This is a genomic window from Polyangium sorediatum (assembly GCF_029946465.1).
GTDB lineage: Bacteria > Myxococcota_A > Polyangia > Polyangiales > Polyangiaceae > Polyangium > Polyangium fumosum.
Window position 1 is genome coordinate 1 of sequence record NZ_JARZHI010000052.1, and the last position, 19,857, is coordinate 19,857.

Consider the following 19,857-nt stretch of genomic DNA (forward strand, 5'->3'; position numbering starts at 1 on the left):
GACGGCGCGGCGGGCGGCGCGCGGGGGCGGGGCTGCCGCGGGCGCTGGGCCGACCTCCGGAAGCCGGGCGACGTCCGTGAGGGGCGGCGGTGGTGGCGTGGTGGGGCCGAGGCGCAGGCGACCCGTGGCGACGACGCCGAGGGGCGTGCGACGGCGACGGGACGCGGGGCCGCCGCGGCGGTTGGAGAGGTCCCAGGTGGTGTCGGAGTCGGGCGAGCGCTGGGCGAGGGGCTCGACGCGGGGGACGACCGCGTCCGGCGCGGGTGTGGGGCTCTGGAGCGTCTCCACGAGCGCGGGGGACGACGGCGCTGGGGCCGGGGGCGCTGGGGCCGCAGACGCCGCACGCGGAGACGCGGGGGCGGGCCGGGGCGCGGCGCTCGGCTGGCTCGAAGCGACACCCGCGAAGGAGGTCTCGCCCGCGCGTGGCAAGGCCGCCGCCGCTGCCGCCGACGGCGGGCTCGCATGGAGCACGGCCGGCGCCATCGCCGAGGCGGACGGCAAGGTCACGGCGATCGAGGAGATGGCCGCCGGCGGGGACTTCGGCTCGGCCGCGGGCGACTGTGCAGGATCGGCGGCGTCCGCAGGACGCGCGGGCAGCTCGAAGGCGCGCGCGAGCGCGACGAGGCCGCCCTGCCGCACCGCGCCCTGGGCCTGCGGCGGAGGCGCGGGCTTCGGCGCGCGCTTCACCGGGGCGTCGTCACCGCCTGCGCCGCCGCGCTTCTTGCGCAGGATGGCGCGCTCGATCGCCTCGGCGGTCAGCCCCGCGATGGCGATGACGTCCCCGAGCGCCGAGAGCTCGACATCGACGACGCCGTCGTCGCCGTAGAGCAGCGCGACGGTCCGGTTTCGCACGACGATCGGCAGGACGAGCACGGCCGCGGCGCGTGTGCCGGCTTCGGTGCGGCCCGATCGACCGAGCTCGGAGACGATCTCGACGTCGAGATCGCCGACGGCGGGCGGCATGATCACGGGCGCCCTACGTTCGCGTGCGAGGGCAAGCAGGCTCGGGCGGCCGAGGGGCACGGCGAGGGACATGAGCCGCGCCGCGCCCGCGCCGGGGCCCGCAGCGTCACGCCCGTCGGCGACGTCGCCGTGCACGACGAAGAGCGACGTGTACTCGAAGAACTGGTGGGCGAATGCGAAGAAGATGTCGAGGACGGCGTCGGTCGTGGTCGCCTCGCCGAGCTCCTCTTCCGCCATCGCCGTGGTGAACGGGCCCTTGCGACGAGGCCGCGCCGCGCGCCGGTCGGGCGCCTCGACGACACGTGTCTTGCGCTCGCCGGTGACCGCGCGGCGGAGCACGCTCGCGCTCGTGCGGGTGCGGTTCGACTCGCGTCGCATGAGCCGCTCGGGCCGGCGCGAGACGGGCGCCTCTTCCTCGTCGGCCGCGTCCACGATCGGCGTGGGCTCCGGCGGCGCGGCGATGGTCTCGGGCATCTCGTCGCTGGTGAGCGGGCGCGGCGCGGGCCCAGGTGCAACGACCGGCTTCGGCTCGATGACCTCGACCGTCGGCACGGGTTTCGGGTGATCCGAGCGTGCGGCGCGCGCGGCCATCGGTGTGGCCGAGAGCCTCGTGCGCGTCGGCGCGAGCGGCGGAGGCGCGCCTGCGACGAGCGTGTCCGGCGTCTGCGTGGGCGGCTGCGGCGTGGCGACGGGAGGCTCCACGAGGCGCTCGGGCGGCGGGCGAAAGGTGCCACGCGGAGGCTCCGTGCTGCGCGGCGGCGGCACGACCGTCGGGCTCGGATCGGGGCGGCTCTCGAGCTTGGCGACGAGCCGGAGGAAGCGACGATCGAGCGGGATCTGGTAGGCCTCGGCGATCGCCTGACGGATCCGCACGAGGGGCGCGACGCTCTGCCGGATCTCGACGGCGAGCGCGAAGGCGAGGTCCCCTTCGACGGCGGGCGAGAGGGGTTCGGCGGTGGCGATCGTGAGGACCCGCCGCGTGAGCGCGAGCGGGAAGATGCCGTGCCGGATCGCGAGATCCCCGGGCACGAGCCGCAACACCGGCGCGGCCGGCAGCGGGAGTTTGCCCGAGGGCGCCTCTTCGAGGCCGAGCACCTCGGCGAGCAGCGGCACGAGCATCTCCTCGCGGGCGCCGCCGACCTCGAGCAGGTTCGTCACGAGGTCACCGCCGTGCACGACCTGCCGCGCGATCGCCTCTTCGAGGGAACGCATCGGCACGCCACGCTCGGCGAGCGCGGAGCTCAACATCGATGAAGGGGCGCGGTCAGCCAAGGCGTTTCCAGCGATGGTAAACGAAGTTCGCCCGGGAGGCACAGGGGCGAAAGGGGGCTCGGGGGCCTGGCGCGGTGCGCCCGCGCCGAGCCCCCACGCGCGGGATGGATGATGACGGTCAGGGCACGGGCAAGAGCGACACGGGCGGAAGGCGCTCCGGGACGAGGGTGCCGACCTCGCGGCTCGACGCGCGCTCGAAGATGTGGATCGCGGGCGCGCCGTGGGCCTTATCGCCCAAGAAAACGTGGCGCCCCACCACCGCGAGGCCCCCGTAGTCGTAGTTACCGCCCTGCCCGCCTTCCCGCGTATCGGCCAGGACGATCGGCTCGGTTTTTCCGGACGGATCAAAGCGCACGAGGCGCGTCGCATTCTCGAGCCCCGTGCCCGCGAGGATCGCATATGCCTCGTCCGGCGCCGCGAGCTCGATTTCGACGATGGAACCTTCGAACGTGCTCTCCTCGGCGATGCCCGTCACGGCGAGGGTATCGAGATCCACGATCGCGGCCGCGTACCCGTCGTCGATCGCGTAAAAGTCGCCCGGCATCGCCAGCGCCATGGTCCGGCCCGCGGGATCCCACGGCACCGGCCTCATGCGGCCGAACGGGTTTTTCCCGCCGAGGTCGACAGAGCCGACGACGCTGCGCGAGGCCACGTCGATCGCCACGAGCGCGCCGTTCTCCGCCGCCTTCCACGTGCGGCGATCGAGGCGCTGCACGGTGACGAACACGCGATCGCCGACGACACGGAGCGCCTCGATCTCGGGCAGGCCGTCGACGTCGGCGAACATCGAGAGATCCACCGTGCCGCCGAAGCTGCCGTCCGGCTCGATCACCGCGACGCCGGGCTGCTCGTATCGCGCGACCCACAACCTCCCTTCGGCGTCGAGGTCGGCGTCGTGCGGGTTGTGCGGGCCGCCCGCCTTGCCGCCCGTCGCGAGTTCGAACGTCGTCTCGGATTCGCCGAACGCGACCCACGTCCGCGTGAGTGCGAGCGAATCCGGATCGACACGGCGGACGAGCCCCTGGTCGCGCACGCACACGAACGGCCCGCCGAAGCCGGACGAGAGCAGCGGATCGACGCCGAGCGCGATGTCGGGGATCTCGGTCAAGCAGCCGGCCTCGTCGATGCGCCCGAGGCCGCTCGCTTGCAGGTTCGTCGCGAGCATCACGAGGGCGCCGTCGAGCGCGACGCCGCTGCACGTGTGCGCGACCCCGGCAGGCTCGGAGCAGCCCGCGAGGAGCGTGAGCCCAACACCCAGGAAGACGACCGCCGCGCGTGCCATGCGGGCGAGCGGAGCATGCCCGTCCGATCGTCGCAAGCGGCTACCCGGCGCGCGCCTTCTCGGGCTCGGGCGGGATCTCGGAGGCCTTGCGCAAGGAGACCACGCCGCGGAGCGTGAGCCCCGCGTCGCTCGGCTCCACGACGAGCGAGCCGCCGTGCGCTTCGAGGATCGCTCGCGCGATCGGCAAGCCGATACCGAGCCGCAGCTTGCGCCGGCCGTGCGTCTCGCGCGGCACGATCTCCCGCTCGACGAAGGGCTCGAAGAGGCGGGCGAGCACGTCCTTGGGCACGGCGTCCCCCTCGTCCCGCACGCGCATGATCGGCGCGCCGTCCCGGACTTCGACCGTGACGTGCACCGTGCCCGCGGGCGCGCGCAAGGTCGCCAGATCGACGACCGAGGTGAGCGCCGTGGCGAGCAGATCCACGTCGCCGACGAGCGTGGACGCGGCGTCGGCGTCGTTCAATTCGAGGATGAGCCTCACGCCGCGTGTCTTCACGGCCGGCTCGATGCGCGACATCACCTCGTCGACGAGCTCGCCGAAGCGAATCGGCGCGAGCACGAGCGGCTTCTGGGTGTCGAGCAGCCAGACGGCGTCGTCGAACTCCGCGAGCATCCGCGTGAGCCGCTCGCCGGCGCCGCTCACCCGCTCGAGCATATCGCGCGTCGGAGGCGCGAGATCACGTCCGAACCGGAGCAAGTAGTGGACGCCGGCGAGCATCGTCGAGAGCTCGCCACGCAGGTCGTGGGCCACGCGGTCGAAGAAAACCTCGTCGACACTCATGAGACACTCTCTAGAGCCCGAGGACGGGCGCGGTAAGCGTTGACCGAGCACACGACGCTCCCTGCGTAGCACGCAGGAGATGCCGAGGAGCGAGGAGATCGCGAAGAGAGCCGACGGACGGATCGCGCGTCGCGCGGGGACGAAGATCGCAGAGACCGCGCCGCCGCATTGCGCATCGCGAACGCCGGTCCAAGACATGGGGGAGCGAAGCGTCTCGTCGCGCGTGGTCTCGCGCGGACGTTGAGCTGCGCGCAGGCGGAGGGGGCGGGATGGCGGAGATGATGGGCGGGGCGGGCGAGATGGAGCAGATGAGCGCGTTTCGCCCGCGGGTGCTCATCGTCGACGACGATCCCGACTTCCTCGCGATCGCCGAGGCCTCGCTCGAAGCGCACGGCTTCCAGGTCGAGCGGGCGAAAGGCGGCCTGCGCGGCGTCTTCCTCGCCACGCAGGACGTGCCGGACGCCGTCCTGTGTGATCTGCGCATGCCCGGCATCGACGGCTTCGTCGTCGCCGAAGCGCTGCGCTCCGATCCCGCGACCCAGCGCATGGCGCTCTTCGCGTGCACCGGGCGGCGTGATCTCTCCGCGCGCGCCAAGCTCGCGAACAGCGCGTTCGACGCCGTGCTCGTCAAGCCAGTCGACTGGGACGAGGCTGCCCGCCTCCTGCGTGACGCCATCCGCGCGCACGCCCACCCGTGAGCCCTCGGACGCTCTCATGTTCCCCCCCTTTTGCTTCGTCGCCGATTCGCGCGACTACCGCGCTCGCTTGCCGAGGACACGCTTGATCTCGTTCACCAGCGCGTCGGGCAAGCACGGCTTCGTCAAGAACGAGTCGCAGCCCGCTTCCTTGGCGTCCTTCGAGTGACCCGCGAGCGCGTGCCCCGTGAGCGCCACGATCGGGATGCCCTTCGTGCGCTCGTCGTTCTTCAGGAACCGCGTCGCCTCGAGTCCGTCGAGCTCGGGCAACGACAGATCCATCAGGATCAGATCGGGCAAGAGAGAAAACGCCTGGTCCAGCGCCTCCCGCCCCGTCGAAGCCTGCGCCACGCGGAACCCGGAGAAGGAAAGAAACTCCGTGAACATCTCGCGGTTGTCATCGAAGTCGTCGACCACGAGGACGAGCGGCGAGAGGCCGCCGGTTTGTTGCCCGAGCCCAGTTTCGTCTGTCGTCTTCACGACGTAAAACCCCCGGTCATTCGATGGAGCGCGTCGCCGCCGAGCCCTCACCCGCAGCGCAGCGTGCGTCGCGAGCGAGCGTCGATGATAGCCGCAGGCGAAGAATCTCCGACACGGAAACATGCCCTTCTTGGGCCGTGGAGACAGGCCTGAGCGGCATATCGGGAGAAACCCGACGCGATGCCTCCGGACATCGCAGCACGGATGGCGGAGTGAGGCGATCTCCGACTGCATCGGCTGCGCGAGGTCGCGTTACCCTGCCGGTCAAAGAGGCGATCGTGGCCGAAGCGAGGAAACGCAAACAAGCAAGCAAGCCGGCAAATGGGACGTCGCGGAGCACGTCGCGCCCCGCGACGAAACGCGCTCGTATGCCCGCCGCGCAAACCAAGGACGCGCGTTACGTGGCCGAGCTCGAGCGGCGATGCCGAGAGCTCGAGCGGCGCGCCAAAGCCTCCGAAGCGCAACGCTCGGAGCTGCTCACCATCGTCTCGCACGACCTGCGCAACCCGCTCGGCGTGGTGATGGTGACGACGACGCTGCTCGCGCGCGAGCTCGGCGGAGATCCGGCGCATGATCGTCAGCTTCAGACGATCAAGCGCGCCGCGCTGGAGATGAACCAGATCGTCGAGGATCTCGTCGACGCCGCGCACATCGACGCGGGCAGGCTGCCGATCGGGCAGGAAGTGCACGACGCCGCGTCGATCGTGGAGGCCGCCACGCTGGCCGCCGCGCTCGCCACGGCGCAACGGCCGATCGCGGTCGTGAAGGAGGTCTCTCCGCACCTGCCGGCGCTCTACGTCGACCGGGCCCGCGTGCTGCAGGTGCTCTCCCGGCTCGTCAGCAACGCCGCGCGCTTCATGCAGAAGGGCGGGTCGATCACGATCCGCGCCGAGCCCATGCCCTCCGGCGCGCGTTTCTCCGTGACGGACACGGGGCCCGGGATCGCCGAGCCCGACCGGCCGATGTTGTTCTCGCGCAGGCCGCCGGAAGGGCGCCGCGCGTGCCAGGGCATGGGCCTCGGCGTCTACGTCGCCAAGGGCATCGTCGAGGCCCATGGCGGGCGCATCGGCGCGCAGAGCGAGGTGGGGCGTGGGAGCACGATCCACTTCACGATGCCCGCGGCCGACAGCGCGGCGCTCTCGAATCAGCACGATCGCAGGGATTGAACGGGCCACGAGGGGCGCGCGAGGGACGCGCCTTCGTGAGGGGAACGAAGGACCGAGCGGGCGCCGCGCGAGGCGCCCGCTCGATTCGTTTCGTCAGCCGGGGTTCTGCGTGAAGCAGCAGCGGAAGCCGAGGTCGAAGAGCTTGAAGTTCTGATCGACCGTGTAGAACTGGAACGAGCACGTCGCGCCGCCGGGGTCGCTGGTGTTGAACGCGCCGCCCATGAGCGGGTACGTGTTCGCCGCGCTCTTCGTGATCTCACGGAGGTTGCCCGTGATGTCGTAGATCCGGTTCGTCGCGGCCGTGTTGCCCTCCAAGTTCAACCAGTCCGCCCAGCAGTTCTTCAGGCTGTCCGAGCCCGTGAAGAGCAGGCCGTCCTGATCCCCAGCGATCGACGGGCTGAAGTCGAACTCGGGGCCGAGGTTGCAGAACTTCGTGGCGTCGAACGTCGACTTGCACTGCGCGCCGCGCGGGTTGTAGCCGTACGTGCAGGTCAGGTTCGTCTGGCACGCCGTCGTCCAGTTGGCCGTCGAGCAGATGGTCCCGCCCATCGCGTTGCACGTCTGCTCGACCTCGGCCGGCGTGACGTTGAACCACGGCAGCTTGTTGGGCACCGAGCACGCGAGCGTCTTGTCGAGCGTCGTGCCCGGAGGCGCAGTCGTGTGGTAGCCGTTGCCGTTGCCGGGCGTGATGACGTTGTTCGCGAGATCGGTGATGGCGTTCGGCCGGCTCGCCTCGTAGCTGTAGACCCAGAGGCTCGACGCGATGCGCGTGACCGCGGGTTTGACGTAGTTCGCCGCGTTCGAGCCCTTCGACACGTAGGTCTCGTCGACGAGCCCGTCGCAGTCGTTGTCCACGCCGTCGCACAGCTCGGTGCAGCCGCCGGGCAACGTCGCGCAGTCGGCCTTGACCGCGCTGCACGTCGTGGCGTTCGCGCCGCTGCACACGAAGGTGCCGGTCTTGCGGCAGGCGCCGTGTCCGGGCGCCGCCAGGCCGTCGTCGCTCGCGCACGCCTTGCCGTAGTTCGGCACGTTCTCGTTGAGGATGCCGTCGCAGTCGTTGTCGAGGTTGTCGCAGACCTCGGTGGCGCCCGAGCAGTAGTTCGGGGCCGCGCCGTTGCACACGCCCGCCGGGAACGTGCACTTCCACGCGCCCTGCGTGCAAGCGACCGTGACCTGCGACGTGCACTCCGGCCGAATGGCCGTGGCGCTCACGCCGCAGACCTGCACCGGCGTCGGGGCCACGACGCCCTCGTCGATATTCCCGTCGCAGTCGTCGTCCTCGCCGTTGCAGATCTCCTGCGCCTGCTTGTACTGGCAGCTGTATTCGCAGGTCTTGTTGCCGTCGAGATCGTAGTAGCCGTTCTCGCAGCCCTGGAAGGCGCACATGCCCGACGTGCACGACCAGATCGCGTGGACCGCGTTCGCGTAGCAGTTGTTGCCGCACGCGCCGCAGTTCGCGATGTCGGTCTGCAAGTTCGGCTGGCCGGTCAGCGTGCCGTCGCAGTTCGAGTCCACTTTGCAGGCGTCGACGCTGCTCGAGGGTCCCGTCGAACCCTGGCACGTCTGCACGCCGCCCACGCAGGTGAACGTGCCCGCCTTGCAAGGCGACGTCGCGCCCGCGGGGGGCGCAGGCGGCACGTTGCAAGCGCCGAGGTTCAGGTTGTTGTCGATAACGCCGTCGCAGTCGTCGTCGAGGCTGTTGCACGTCTCCGTGCTCGGCCCGATGTACCCCGTGCACGCGCCGCCGCAGGCCTGCGTGCCCCGCACGCACCTGCTCAGGCCGCCGTAGACGAGGTTCGGCGGCGCGCCGACGGGCACGCAGGGCTGGCTCGAGATGCCCTCGTCGACCTGCCCGTCGCAGTCGTCGTCGACCGTGTTGCAGGTCTCGGCCTTCGGGTCGATGTTCCCGACGCACTGGAGCGCCATGCCCACGCACTGGAGCGTGCCGAGCTTGCAAGGCAACGTGCTGCTCTGGCCACACGCCGAGCCCGTGCCCGCGACGTCGTCGACGAGCCCGTTGCAGTCGTCGTCTTGGCCGTTGCACGTCTCGGTCTTCGGCGCGATCTCACCGACGCAGGTCTTCTGGCCGCCGGGCAGGCACTGCTCGACGCCCTTCTGGCACGGACCGACGTCGGTCAAACCGCACGTCGCGCCCACGTCGACGGGCATGTCGTCGATCGATCCGTTGCAGTTGTCGTCCTGGCCGTTGCAGAGCTCGGCGGAGGGGTTCACCGCGCCGTTGCAGACGAGCTGACCGTTCTGGCACTGCTGCTTGCCGAACTGGCAGGGGAAGATGTTGCTCTGGCCGCAGGAGTTGCCGGCGTCCGTGGGGTTGTCGTCGACCTGGCCGTCGCAGTCGTCGTCGAGGCCGTTGCAGATCTCCTGGATCTGCCCCTCGACGACGACGTTCGGCCCGGCGCACACGACCTTGTTCCCGACGCACGCCGTCTTCCCGGCGGCGGCGAGCAGCCCGCAGATGCCGTCCGGATCACCGAAGCAGTTCTTGCCGATCTGCGGATCCATCGAGAGATCGTCGGCCTCGTCGATCTTGCCGTCGCAGTCGTTGTCGAGGCTGTCGCCGCACTTCTCGACGCCGCCGTTCGACGGGGTGCACTGGTACTCGCAGCCCGTCGCGACGGAGTTGTCGAGATCGTACCAGCCCACGTCGCACTGCTTGATCGTGCACTGCGTGTTCGCTGGGGAGCACGCCTCGCCGGCGCCCGCGGTCGTCGAGCACTCCGACGTGCCGTTGATGACGACGCAGTTGTTCCCGCACTTGCCGCAGTCCGTCGTGCTCGTGCAGAGATCGACGTCCTCGTCCTTCACGCCGTCGCAGTCGTCGTCCTTGTTGTTGCACGACGCGTCGTCCTGCGTGTTCTTGATGCAGTAGTACTCGCAGGCCTTGTCGCCATCGAGGTCGTAGTAGCCCGACACGCACGTGCCCGTGCACTCCCCCGGCACCGTGCCCGGGTTCGGGCTCGGCACGCAGGTGATGGTCGCGGGATCGTTGTTGAGCAGCTTCGTGAAGCAGTTGTTGTCACACGTGCCGCACGTCGTCTTGGCCTCGAGGTTGATGTTCGGACCGTCGTCGACAGCGCCGTTGCAGTCGTTGTCGAGCTTGTCGCAGATCTCGATGCCGCCGTTCGTCGGGACGCATGGGCCGCCGCCGCCGGCGCCACCCGATCCCGGGCCGCCGTCGTTGCCGCAGAACGGGAAGCAGTTGTCGCCACCTTCGCCGCCCTGACCGCCGGCTCCGCCGGAGCCCGAGCCCGAGCCCGAGCCCGTCGGCGTGTCGCCGGCGCACTTGTCGAAGCAGAACGCGTCCGTCGTGCACCCCGCGGTCCCGAGCGCGAGCGCCGAGACCACGAGGGCCGAAAGGAGCCCTCCGAAGGGCTTAGCGAGCTTGCCGAGCGAGCTCATCGCGACACCTCCGTACCGCCGCGGCGCTCGGAAGATCGCCTGCGTGCCATGCCAAGCGCGAGCGCAGCGAGCGCCAGCGCGAAACCACCGTTCCGATCCTGCGCGCCGACGTCGCATGCGCATCCGCCGCCGCCCGTCGCGAGGCCCCAGATGCTGTCGTCCGGAGGCGCGCCGCCCGTGCCCGTGCCCGTCGTCGACGTCGGGTTGCCTCCGCCGCCCGCGCCGCCCTCTCCACCCGCGCCGCCACTTCCACCCGCGCCGCCGCTGCCGCCCTGGCCCTGCAAGCAGTCCCCGTTCTGGCAGACCTGGCCCATCGGGCAGAGCACGCCTTCGCACGGACCGTTACCGCAGTTGCCCGTCAGCGGATCGCAGTACGCACCGTCCGGGCAGCTCGGCGTGGCGCACTTGTTGTCCACGCACGCCGGAGGCGACTGCGACAGGTCGCAGACCTGCGTCCCGACGCACGCCGGATCGCAGCCCGCGACGCACTGGCCGTTCTTGCACACCTCGCCCGTGGGGCAGCTCTTGTCCGCGCACGACTCGACGCAGGTGAAGCCGGTGAACGTTTCGTTCGGCTTGCAGACCTGACCCGTCGGGCAGCTCTCGGGCTTGCACGGGTTGTCCACGCAGGAGCCGCCGTTGCAGGCCTTGTCGCAGCCGACGCAGGGCACGTTGTAGCAGTTGTTCTGCACGCACTTGCCCGCGGTCGCGCCGTAACTCGAGCAAACCTCGCCCGCGCCGCACGTCACGCCGTCGCAAGGATCCTTGCAGCCGGCGATGCCCTTGCAGACGCAGACCGGAGGCACGACGCAGTTCGCGTCCGCAGGCGTGCCCGCGGGCGCGCAGAGCACCTTGCCCGCCGCGTCCTTCACGGTCTTCGTCGGGCAGTCGCCGCAGTTGTTCGCGATGCAGAAGTTGCCGAGCGGCTGGCCGGTCTCGCTGGAGATGACCTCCTCGCAAGCCTGGCCCGGCGGGCACGGGAACTCGCCGCCCTGGCAGGGCGTCGCGCAGGTGCACGCGCTGCCGCTCTTCACGCACGAGTTACCGGGCGCGCAGATCTGCGGCATGTTCGGGTCCTGCTCGTCGGTCGTGCCGTCGCAGTCGTTGTCCTCGCAGTCGCACGCCTCGTCCGTCTGACCCTGGCCGCCGAGGCAAGCGAAGATGCCGTTGAGGCACGCCCAGTGGCCCTGCTGGCAAGCGCCCGTGTCGACGCCGCAAGCGCCGCCGATCGTCTGCGTCGCGTCGAGCGGGTTCGCCGTGCCGTCGATGCCGTCCGGCGCGGGGCCCACCTCGTCGATGGAGCCGTCGCAGTCGTTGTCGACGCCGTCGCAGATCTCGGGCTGCGGGCCGGTGCCGTTGAGGCACGTCTCGCCGCCCATGCCGTCGCACTGCAGGGTGCCCGGCTCGCACGCGCCCTTGTCGCGCGGGCCCGGGTAGAGCGTCGTGTCGTAGGACGGGGTGCATGAGCCGCCGACGACGATGCCGTTGTCGATCGTGCCGTCGCAGTCGTCGTCGAGGCCGTTGCACGCCTCGGCGATCGGGGGCACGTCGCCCACGCAGTCGAGGATGCCGCCCGTGCAGTCGATGACGCCGGGCGCGCACTGGCCCGTGTCGGTGCCGCAGGCCGCGCCTTCGCCCTGGAACGTGCCGTCGTCGATCGTGCCGTCGCAGTTGTTGTCGAGGCCGTCGCACGCCTCGGCCTGCGGGCTCTTCGCGTTCAGGCAGACCCAGCCGAGCGCGCCCTGGCAAGCGAGCGAGCCCTTGTTGCAAGGCGGCGCGAGCGTGCCGTTGTCGGCGCAGGACGCACCGGGCGGGGGGCACCACTGGAGGTTGCCGTGCTGGCAGCAGTTGCCCGCCAGATCCCAGCAGCCGTTCTGCCCCGCGTTGGGCGCGTCGAAGAGCGGCGCGTCGTCGATCTTGCCGTCGCAGTCGTTGTCCACGCCGTCGCAGACCTCGGCCTGCGCCTGGATGCCGCCCTGGCACACGATCGCGCCGTTCACGCACGCCGTTTGTCCGAGCGAGCAGGGCGGCTGGTTGATGCCGCACGGCTTGGCGAGGCCACCAATGTTGTCGTCGATGACGCCGTCGCAGTCGTTGTCCTTGCCGTCGCAGATCTCGGTCGAGGGACCGACCTGGCCGACGCACTGCACGCCGTTCGGCCCGCACTGCTGGACACCGGCGACGCATTCGCCCACGTCCGAGCCGCAGGGCCCGCCCGTGCCGGGCACGTTGTCGATCATGCCGTCGCAGTTGTTGTCCGCGCTGTCGCACTGCTCGGTCTGCGGACCGACGGGGCCCTGGCAGGCCCAGGCGCCGCTCGTGCAGACGAGCGTGCCCTTGTTGCACGGCGACGTCAGCGTACCGTTGGCGTAGCAAGTACCGCCGGCGGGCGGGCACCACTGCAGGTTCTTGAACACGCAGCAGTTGCCGGGGTTCTGCCAGCAGCCGTTCTGCCCGGCGGCCGGGCCGTCGGCGAGCGGCGCCTCGTCCACGATGCCGTTGCAGTTGTTGTCGATGTTGTCGCAGACCTCGGCCTGCGGCCCCGTCCCGCCCTGGCAAACCAGCGCGCCGTTCACACAGGCGAGCGTGCCGGGCGTGCAGGGCGCGAGCGCCACGCCGCACGAGGTCCCGACCCCCACGGCCCCCTCGTCGACCTGGCCGTCGCAGTCGTTGTCGATGCCGTCGCAGACCTCGACAGACGGCCCGACGAAGCCCGTGCACGTGCTGCTGTTGCACGGCCGCAAGCCTTGCTTGCATTGGCTCGTGCCGCCGTACACGAGGCCCCCCGGCGTCCCCACCGGCGTACAGGCCGTCGGCGCGACCCCGTCGTCCACGATGCCGTCGCAGTCGTTGTCGATGCCGTCGCAGGTCTCGGTCTGCGGGTCGTTCTGGCAGGCCGCGAGGCCGCCGCCGGCCACGCACTGGCCCGGCTGCGGCACGGGCTGGGCGGGCTTGCACGCCTGCGTGCCCTGGCAGTTCGTCGGGGTCGACAGGCCACACGCGACCGCGGGGATGTTGTCGTCCGCGATGCCGTCACAGTCGTTGTCGCAGCCGTCGCAGACCTCGGGCGAGGGCACGCAGTTCGGGCAGACGCTCTCGTCCGTCAGGCCGTCGCAGTCGTTGTCCTGGCCGTCGCAGGTCTCGGTCGTGGGACACTGCGCGGGGTTGCCGCACTTGTTGAAGCCCTCGTCGATGAGGTTCGTCTTGTTCGCCCCGTTGCCGTCGCAGTTGTTGTCGGCCTCGTCGCAGATCTCTTTGGGGTCGTAACAAAGCCAGTTCGCCGGCTGCGTCTGCTGCAAGTCGGTCGTACACGGCAGGAGCGCCTCGTTGCCGTCGGGATCCGCGCTCGTGATCGATGCGACGTAGCTGTTGAGGCAGGCCGTGCGCTGCGCGGGCGTCGACCAGGCGCAGCACGCTTTCTGCGGCGCCCCCTTGTTGCAGTAGTGCTTGTAGCCCTCGTCGGTGCAGCCGTTGCAGTTGTCGTCGCTGTTGTTGCAGACCTCGGGTTTGGCCGCGGTGCTGACGATCGTCGCCAGCGCCTTCGCCAGCTCGACCTCGTTGTTCACCGAGTACGACGACCCGGTGCCGCCCGCCTGCGCGATGAGGTCGGTCTTGGACTTCGAGCCGCCCGCGAAGTTGATGACGTAGACCGGGACCTTCCAGTTCTTCTGGTTGGGGGCGGTCCCGAGCGTGACGCCGTTCTGGTAGAGATCCGTCGCCACCGCGACGGGCGCGGACGTGTCGTTCCCGCCCGGCGTTTCACACGTCTCGTCGCCGTCGGTCAAAAGGATCACGTTCACGCTGCGACACGGCCGATCGTTGATGTTCAACGGCGTGGCGCGATTCGCACCGAAGCCAAACCCGGTCTGGCAATAATTCGTCGTGGCCCAGTTGAGGTTCCAGCCCGAGCGCAGGTACTGCGCCACAGAGCGGAGCGAGCCGGCGATCGGCGTCGCGCCGTCGGCGAACAGTTCCCGGTTGTCGCCGCACAGGCCATCGAACCACTGGAGCAAATCCGGCACGTTCGACGCGGGCGCGGCAGGCCCCCACCAGGGATCCTGCGGCAAGGGCACGACGATGTTGCCGCCGTTCCGCCAAGTGCCCTCCAGGTAGTTGGGGCTCGTGGGCCCGATCCCATTGCCGGTCGTGCAGTTCGGAAGGTTCCCGCAGCTCAAGGAGGGATTGCTGGTGGCCCCCGTGAAGTCGCCGATGTTGCACCCGTAATTATCAACGATGCATTGGGCGCCGTTCGGCGTGCCACAGGTGCTCACGCAGGCGCCGCTCGGGCAGCCCGACATGATGCCCGCGTACGTCGCGAGCCCGAAGTTCACCTCGCCGCCGAACGCCTGGACCGTCTGCCGGAGCGCGCATTTCGCGTCGTTCAGCCGGCTCGGAATCATGTTGCAGGAGTTCAGCTTGTAGAGGGGGTCGCTGGCGTCGCACTCATCCTGAACGTCGTCGCCCGGCGGCGTCGTACACGTGGTCATCGAGCCGGACGTGTCCGCGATGATCATGAAGTACGGCCGCGAGGGCGTGGGCCAATCCGCAGGGTTTTGCGAGAGGCACGCAGCGGCCTCCTGCGCGTCGGCCGGCGTGGTGAACGCCGCAGCCGCGGCGACCCCTACGAGCGCGGCAAACGAAGTGAGGATCCCTTTCGAGGGCTGCCGGAACAAAGCCATGGGTAGCTCCGAAGGGCGCACCGAGATGCACCCGTTCTGCACGCCTTCCCGTCGAAGACTCGACGTAGGCGAGCATCGTTCGTCAGGATCTCAGAGCCCTCGCCGCGCCACAAGCCCCGGACACGGCTCCGGCGCGCCCCTCCCCGCCCATTGCGCAGGAAATCAGGCGCGCCGAATGTGTCGGACGGTCGAGCCGGCGATCCTCGCGGCGACGCGTGAGCACGAAGACGCCGCGAGAACCGCCCCCGGGGCGCCCGCGGCGTTCGTTTCAGGGCTTGACAGCGAAGAGGAAAGCGTCATCGCCGGCGGCGGTCAGCGGGCCGAGGCCAAAGTCGACCGTGCCCCCGAAGCTGCCGGTCAAAATCACGTTGCCCGAGACCGGATCAAACACGAGCGACTGCGGCGACTGCACGAGAGGCCCGCCATAACTGCGGCCCCAGACGAGGCAGCCGTCCTTCGCGGCGAGCCGGCCGAGGAACATGTCGAACCCATCCGCGCTCGGGCTGGCCCCGCCGCCGAGATCGATCGAGCCGGTAAACGCGCCCGCGAGCAGCACGTCCCCGTTCGGCGCAAACGCCACACCGTCGGCGCGCTGGAAGGTCGGATCGCCGAACGCGCGCGTATACGTCTGCGCGCCGGACGAGGTGAGCACCGAGACGAACGCATCGTCGACGTCGATGTTCGTCATGGGCTTGCCGCCGAGATCAAACGTGCCCTGGAACTGCCCGGCCACGGCCACCGCGCCCGAAGGCGACACGGCAACCGCGTTCGCCGAGGCCTTGCCCGCGCCCGAGCTGAGCTTCGCCCAGAGCGGAGCGCCCTGCGAATCGAGCTTGGCGACGAACGCGCTCGGGTTGCCCTGGGCCATGACCAGCCCCGCGCCAAAATCGATCGCGCCCGACGCCTCGCCCGCGACGTACACATTGCCCGCGCCGTCGACCGCGAGGCTCTTCGCCGACTGATCGGCGTCGTTACCGTACTTCTTGCTCCAGAGGTGCTGTCCCGTCGCGTTGAACTTGGCGACGAACGCGTCGAAGGCCTGGCCCGCCGCGGTGAGGACGCCGCCGCCGAAGTCGACCTGCTGCTGGAAGTAACCCGCGATGACGACGTTGCCGACGCCGTCGACCGCGAGCGCACGCGCGTACTGGATGTTCGAATCGCCGAACTTCTTGCTCCAGACGTGGCTGCCGTCGGGCGCGAACTTCACGAGGAAGACGTCCTGGAAGAAGTTCGTGTCGCTCGTGAGGTTCGAGCCGCCGAAGTTGACGGTGCCGATGAAGATGCCCGTGACGTAGACGTTGCCCTCGGCGTCAGCGCCGATGCCCGTCGCACTCTGGTTCTGCCCGTCGCCAAAGCGCTTCGCCCAGATCACCTGGCCGGCCGAATTGAGCTTCGCGACGAACGCATCCTCCTTGCCGCCACTCGTGAGCATGGTCCCGCCGAGGTTCATCGTGCCCTGGAGAGCACCGGCGAGGAGGATGTTGCCCGTCTTGTCGGTCGAGACAGACACGCCGCTCTGCGTTTGCGCGTCGCCGTACGCGGCAGCAAACGCGGTGACGCCGCCGTTCGGATTCGGCGGGTCGCACATGGGCCCAGGATTCTGCCCGCCGGTCCCGGAAGAGCTCGACGACGAGCTGCTCGACGCGCTCGTGACGAAGTCCTGGAGCCCGTCGCCACCCTGGCCGCCGCCCGCCGCCCCGGCGCCGCCCGTTCCAGCACCCGAGCCCCCCGCGCCGCTCTCCCCGCCACTACACGCGGACGCGAGCGCCACGAGAGCTCCCGCGCAGACGAACGAAGCCAGCAAGGTGCCCGTGCCAAGGAGCTTACCGGCGCCGGAGGACGCCTTGAGGATCGAAGGATGCGCGCGACGTGTCCGCATGAAGCCATTCCTCCCGCAAAGGGAAAGTTCGCCAGTCCTCGTTGATATCAACGGTCGGCGCGCACGTGTAGAGGGGGCAGCGGGAAAAGGAGGTCTTGAGGCGCCGCAGGATGGGGGGCGCAGAGCGCGCTCGGGGCCCCGCAGCGCCGCAGAACGAGAGACGGCCTCACGGAGGAAGACTTGCAGCGCCGCAGGTCGGCGCCTCCAGAGCAAGGCTGTCGAGCTGCGGCGCCGTCGATCGGGTGCAGGTGAGCGCGGAGGGCCACCTGCGGCGCCGCAAGGCAGCAGACGCGCCCAGGGACCCGCGGTTCCCGGCGCCCAAGGTCGGCGGGCGCGCAGACGGCGGCCGGGTTGCGGCACGGCAGGAGGCAATCCGCGGGGAGCGATCACGATCTTGCAGGGATGCAGGGCATTCCGCGCCCCGTGGTGACCCCATGGGGCCGGGCGCCAAGGAGGGGTCTCAGGGTGGGGGCGCCGCGCTGGGGCGCTGCCCCAAGCCCCGCCCGGGGCTGTCCGCCCCGGGACCCGGACCAGGCACGGCCTGGACCGAGGGTCGATGAACTGCGCTCCGCGCAGTTCATCGAACAGCCAGGGTCAAGACCGGCGACGATCCTGCCCACCAAGGCGGCAGCGCTGCAGGTTCAGCCGGCAGCGTGCTCGTCGCCCGTTCGAGACGCCCCCCCATGGTCTTGCCACCGGCCCGTTGGAAGAACTGCGCACCGCGCAGTTCTTCCATCCCGGTCCAGGCCGTGCCTGGTTCGGGTCGAGGGGCGAACAGCCCCCGCGGGGTCCGGGGCAGCGCCCCGGCGCGGCGGCCCCAAGGCGGGGCTCAGCCGCCGAAGAGCTGCTTGGCGATCACGATGCGCTGGATCTGGCTCGTGCCTTCGTAGATCTGGAGGACCTTTGCGTCGCGCATGAGCTTCTCCACGGGGTACTCCTTCACGTACCCGTTGCCGCCGAAGACCTGCACGGCGTCCACGGCCGTCTGCATCGCGCTGTCGGCGCCGTAGGCTTTCGCGAAGCTCGACACGATCGGATCCCGCACGCCGTGGTCCAGGTTCCAGGCGGCCTTCTGATAGAGCAGCCGCGTCGCTTCCACGCGGATGGCCATCTCGGCGATCATCCACTGCACGAGCTGGTGGTTCGCGATGGGCGTGCCGAAGGTCTTGCGCTCCTTCGCGTAGGCCACGCACTCGTCGAGGCAGCGGCGCATCAGGCCTGTCGCGCCTGCGCCGATGTCGGGGCGCGTCTGGTTGAACGTCTCCATCGCGAGCTTGAAGCCCTTGCCCTCGGGCGCGAGCAGGTTCGCCTTTGGCACGACCACGTCCTCGAGGAAGATCTGCGCCGTGTCGCTCGCGCGTTGCCCGAGTTTGTCCTCCTTCTTGCCCACGCGGAGCCCGGGCGTGTCGCGATCCACGATGAACGCCGCGATGCCCCGGTGCCGGAGCTCGGTGTTGCTCGTCGCGAAGATCACGTAGAACCGCGCGTAACTCGCGTTCGTGATCCAGCACTTCTGCCCGTTCAGCACGTAGTCGTCGCCGTGCTGCGCGAAGCGCGTCTGGATACCGGCCACGTCGCTGCCTGCGTCGGGCTCGCTCGTCGCGTAGCTCGCCATCACCGGCTCGCTCGTCAGCAGGCCGAGGTACTTCTTCTTCTGCTCCTCGCTCCCGCCGAGCTTGATCGGCGTCAGCGCGAGGCCGTTCGCGAGCAGGCTCGTCTGGATGCCCGTGCACCCGTACGCGAGCTCCTCCGTGATGATCGCGTTCTCCAGCTCGCCCATGCCCGAGCCGCCGTACTCGGCGGGGACCGTCGGGTTCACGAGGCCGATTTCCCACGCCTCTTTGAAGACATCCATCGGGAAGCGGGACTCGTGATCACACGCGGCCGCGATCGGGGTGATCCGCTCCTTCGTGAAGCGGCGGGCGGTCTCGATGAGACCCTTGTGCTCTTCGGACAGCGAGAAATCGACCACGGGCTCCTACTCCTTCATCCTGCGCTTGCGCTTCTCGAGCTCTGCGCGCACGGCGCGCGCGCCCAGGGTGTAACCGACGACGAGCCCGAGGAGAAGAACGCTCGGGATGTAGATCACGTGCTGGGGCGTGATCTGACCGAAGTCCGGCACGTCACTCGCTCCCGGTCTTCGCGCGCGCCTTCTGGAGTGCCACCTCCAGCGTCTCGATTCGCCGGTCGAGCCGACGCTGCCGTCGGAACATCGACGCGACGAACACGAGGACCACGATCCAGATGACCGCGTATGCCTCGACGAGCAGCTTCTCGCCGCTCTGCATCTGGTTGCCGCCCTCGACCGCGCGAAACGTCGTCGAGCGATCGTCGGCCGTCCCCTGGCCTGCTGTCCCCGGCGCTTGTTGTCCTGCTTGATCTGCCGACATCGTCTACTCCTCGCCCACGCCGAGCTCGAGCGCCTCTTCCTCGGCCTCACTCAGCCGCGACGCTGCGAGCTCGATCCGCACGCGCGTCCAGATCAACACCACCGCGAGCAACGTGAACGTCAAGAACCCGAGCATGAGCGCGAGCTTCATGTCTGGATGCTTGAGCCCGCCGCCGCCCGACGTGATCACCTTCGGGTGGTTGCCGCCCCACTTCTGCACCGAGTAGTGGATGATCGGCAGGTTCGCCGCGCCGAGCACCCCGAGCGCTGCCGCGAACTTCCGCTCCGAATCCCCGTCGCCCGCGAACGCCCGCATCACCACGTACGCCACGTAGATCAGCACCGAGAGCAGCGCCGTCGTGAGCCGCGGATCCCAGGTCCAGTACACGCCCCACGCCTTCGCGCCCCAGAGCGCGCCGGTCACGAGCACGAGCACGCCCATCGCCACCGCGCACTCTGCGCCTGCGCGGGCGAGTGCGTCCCAGCCGCGCGTCCCGCGGGCGAGGTACCCCGCCGAACCGAGGAAACACACGGCGGCCCCGACGTACATCGAGTACGCGATGGGCACGTGGAAGTAGAAGATCTTCTGGACGATGCCCATCGTCGACTCGACGGGCGCCTTGAAGAAGATCACCTGGAGCGTGATCAGGAACGCGGCCGCGCAGAGGGCGAGCACCGTGTAAAAGACAACGTCCCCCCAGGAGCGGGAGCCGGACGTTTCGACTTTCGTTCCGGCTGCCAAAGCCTCGCTCGTCGCCATGGTGAGCGGCAACGGTAGTGGCAAGGTCGCGGGTGTTCAAGGACCCACACCTCCCGCGTCGCGCTTCCCCTCCTGGAAAGTATCCCTCGGC

Annotated in this window: 13 protein-coding genes; 2 read left to right on the forward strand and 11 right to left on the reverse strand. The window is 69.9% G+C overall.

Annotated elements, in window-relative coordinates; all coding sequences use genetic code 11:
* The 3 genes from QHF89_RS36525 to QHF89_RS36535 all read right to left on the reverse strand — a co-directional run.
* Window positions 1-2,211: GspE/PulE/PilB domain-containing protein (locus QHF89_RS36525; RefSeq protein ID WP_483880026.1), on the reverse strand; the 2,211-nt coding region annotated here is incomplete at its 3' end.
* Window positions 2,212-2,353: 142 nt separating this feature from the next.
* Window positions 2,354-3,517, reverse strand: coding sequence for an NHL repeat-containing protein (locus QHF89_RS36530; RefSeq protein WP_284721390.1), 1,164 nt, complete (start codon window positions 3,515-3,517; stop codon window positions 2,354-2,356).
* Window positions 3,518-3,557: 40 nt separating this feature from the next.
* Window positions 3,558-4,298, reverse strand: a complete 741-nt coding sequence (locus QHF89_RS36535; protein ID WP_170228962.1) for a sensor histidine kinase — start codon at window positions 4,296-4,298, stop codon at window positions 3,558-3,560.
* A 269-nt stretch (window positions 4,299-4,567) separates the two neighbouring features.
* On the opposite strand from QHF89_RS36535, the gene QHF89_RS36540 reads away from it, so the two are divergent.
* Window positions 4,568-4,996: a response regulator gene (locus tag QHF89_RS36540; RefSeq protein ID WP_136928412.1), complete on the forward strand. Its 429-nt coding sequence runs from the start codon at window positions 4,568-4,570 to the stop codon at window positions 4,994-4,996.
* A gap of 54 nt (window positions 4,997-5,050) precedes the next feature.
* On the opposite strand, the gene QHF89_RS36545 is transcribed toward QHF89_RS36540, so the two are convergent.
* Entirely contained in the window at window positions 5,051-5,473 is a 423-nt protein-coding gene (locus QHF89_RS36545; RefSeq protein WP_269749864.1) for a response regulator, read from the reverse strand.
* A 368-nt stretch (window positions 5,474-5,841) separates the two neighbouring features.
* Here QHF89_RS36545 and QHF89_RS36550 point away from each other — a divergent pair, with 368 nt between their 5' ends.
* Window positions 5,842-6,639 (forward strand): sensor histidine kinase, encoded by a 798-nt coding sequence (locus QHF89_RS36550; RefSeq protein ID WP_136967488.1) that lies wholly within the window; start codon window positions 5,842-5,844, stop codon window positions 6,637-6,639.
* A gap of 93 nt (window positions 6,640-6,732) precedes the next feature.
* On the opposite strand, the gene QHF89_RS36555 is transcribed toward QHF89_RS36550, so the two are convergent.
* The 7 genes from QHF89_RS36555 to QHF89_RS36585 form a co-directional block, all read right to left on the reverse strand.
* Window positions 6,733-10,059, reverse strand: coding sequence for a MopE-related protein (locus QHF89_RS36555; RefSeq protein WP_284721391.1), 3,327 nt, complete (start codon window positions 10,057-10,059; stop codon window positions 6,733-6,735).
* Entirely contained in the window at window positions 10,056-14,738 is a 4,683-nt protein-coding gene (locus tag QHF89_RS36560) for a MopE-related protein (RefSeq protein ID WP_136967486.1), read from the reverse strand. Before QHF89_RS36560 ends, QHF89_RS36555 begins: the two co-directional genes overlap by 4 nt.
* Window positions 14,739-15,006: 268 nt before the next feature.
* Entirely contained in the window at window positions 15,007-16,617 is a 1,611-nt protein-coding gene (locus QHF89_RS36565) for an SBBP repeat-containing protein (RefSeq protein ID WP_136967485.1), read from the reverse strand.
* 829 nt (window positions 16,618-17,446) lie between these two features.
* Window positions 17,447-18,589, reverse strand: coding sequence for an acyl-CoA dehydrogenase family protein (locus QHF89_RS36570; RefSeq protein ID WP_136928424.1), 1,143 nt, complete (start codon window positions 18,587-18,589; stop codon window positions 17,447-17,449).
* Between the two features lie 6 nt (window positions 18,590-18,595).
* Window positions 18,596-18,739 (reverse strand): hypothetical protein, encoded by a 144-nt coding sequence (locus QHF89_RS36575; RefSeq protein ID WP_170228964.1) that lies wholly within the window; start codon window positions 18,737-18,739, stop codon window positions 18,596-18,598.
* Window position 18,740: 1 nt separating this feature from the next.
* Window positions 18,741-19,007, reverse strand: a complete 267-nt coding sequence (locus QHF89_RS36580; protein ID WP_136967484.1) for a CcmD family protein — start codon at window positions 19,005-19,007, stop codon at window positions 18,741-18,743.
* A 3-nt stretch (window positions 19,008-19,010) separates the two neighbouring features.
* Entirely contained in the window at window positions 19,011-19,682 is a 672-nt protein-coding gene (locus QHF89_RS36585) for a cytochrome c biogenesis protein (RefSeq protein ID WP_284721392.1), read from the reverse strand.
* Window positions 19,683-19,857: the final 175 nt, after the last annotated feature.